Source organism: Granulicatella balaenopterae (assembly GCF_900111135.1).
Lineage (GTDB): Bacteria > Bacillota > Bacilli > Lactobacillales > Aerococcaceae > Granulicatella > Granulicatella balaenopterae.
Genome location: NZ_FOGF01000086.1, coordinates 1 through 1,238 on the forward strand (window position 1 = coordinate 1; position 1,238 = coordinate 1,238).

Sequence of the window (1,238 nt, forward strand, 5' to 3'; positions counted from 1 at the left end):
GCAAGAAGGACACACCTGTTCCCATCTCGAACACAGAAGTTAAGCTTCTTAGCGCCGATAGTAGTTGGGGGTTTCTCCCTGCGAGGATAGGACGTCGCCATACTTTTATATTTATGTTGGAGGTTTAGCTCAGCTGGGAGAGCACCTGCCTTACAAGCAGGGGGTCAGCGGTTCGATCCCGTTAACCTCCATCATGAGTCATTAGCTCAGTTGGTAGAGCATCTGACTTTTAATCAGAGGGTCGCAGGTTCGAACCCTGCATGACTCATATCTATTTTTAAATAAAAAATAGATTGACAAACATATAAATTCAGTATATAATCTTTTTATAACTGATTCAGCCGGCTTAGCTCAGTTGGTAGAGCATCTGATTTGTAATCAGAGGGTCGAGGGTTCAACTCCTTTAGCCGGCATTTTGCGGAAGTAGTTCAGTGGTAGAACACCACCTTGCCAAGGTGGGGGTCGCGGGTTCGAACCCCGTCTTCCGCTTGTAAGTTCTAGCCGGGGTGGCGGAACTGGCAGACGCACAGGACTTAAAATCCTGCGGTGAGTGATCACCGTACCGGTTCGATTCCGGTCCTCGGCATTCAAAGGAAACTTTGAAGTTAATATATAATGCACCCATAGCTCAATTGGATAGAGTACTTGACTACGAATCAAGCGGTTACAGGTTCGACTCCTGTTGGGTGCATTTTTGTTTTTTGTTAGACCTTTTCGGGAATTAGCTCAGCTTGGTAGAGCACTTGGTTTGGGACCAAGGGGTCGTAGGTTCGAATCCTGTATTCCCGATAAAAATGATTTTAATCATTTTTATAATATTCATCTAAAAAAATTATGACTTTAATTGTAAGAGTTTTAGATGAAGCCCATATATCATTCAATATATGTAAGTTCTAGCCGGGGTGGCGGAACTGGCAGACGCACAGGACTTAAAATCCTGCGGTGAGTGATCACCGTACCGGTTCGATTCCGGTCCTCGGCATTTAAAAGAAACTTTGAAGTTAATATATAATGCACCCATAGCTCAATTGGATAGAGTACTTGACTACGAATCAAGCGGTTACAGGTTCGACTCCTGTTGGGTGCATCACTAAACTAGCAACTGTATAGTTGTTAGTTTTTTTACTTATATTTATAGGGTTAATGAGTAAAATCATTGATCCTATTTTTTATGTGCTTATTGGCTTTTAAAAAAATAAAGAGTTAATCATTCAGTAGTCAAGGTTCGCTTCGCTTTC

Annotated in this window: 9 tRNA genes and 1 rRNA gene; all 10 read left to right on the forward strand. The window is 42.3% G+C overall.

Annotation, left to right across the window (positions count from 1 at the left end):
• A 5S ribosomal RNA gene (gene rrf / locus BMX09_RS09865) occupies positions 1–103 on the forward strand; the annotation flags it as partial.
• A 15-nt stretch (positions 104–118) separates the two neighbouring features.
• Positions 119–191: transfer RNA gene (locus tag BMX09_RS09870), tRNA-Val, on the forward strand.
• Between the two features lie 4 nt (positions 192–195).
• Positions 196–268 (forward strand) — tRNA-Lys (locus BMX09_RS09875).
• Between the two features lie 72 nt (positions 269–340).
• A tRNA-Thr gene (locus tag BMX09_RS09880) sits at positions 341–413 on the forward strand.
• A 4-nt stretch (positions 414–417) separates the two neighbouring features.
• Positions 418–489 (forward strand) — tRNA-Gly (locus tag BMX09_RS09885).
• 11 nt (positions 490–500) lie between these two features.
• Positions 501–586, forward strand: a tRNA-Leu gene (locus BMX09_RS09890).
• 31 nt (positions 587–617) lie between these two features.
• A tRNA-Arg gene (locus BMX09_RS09895) sits at positions 618–691 on the forward strand.
• A gap of 24 nt (positions 692–715) precedes the next feature.
• Positions 716–789, forward strand: a tRNA-Pro gene (locus BMX09_RS09900).
• A gap of 107 nt (positions 790–896) precedes the next feature.
• Positions 897–982 (forward strand) — tRNA-Leu (locus BMX09_RS09905).
• 31 nt (positions 983–1,013) lie between these two features.
• Positions 1,014–1,087 (forward strand) — tRNA-Arg (locus BMX09_RS09910).
• Positions 1,088–1,238: the final 151 nt, after the last annotated feature.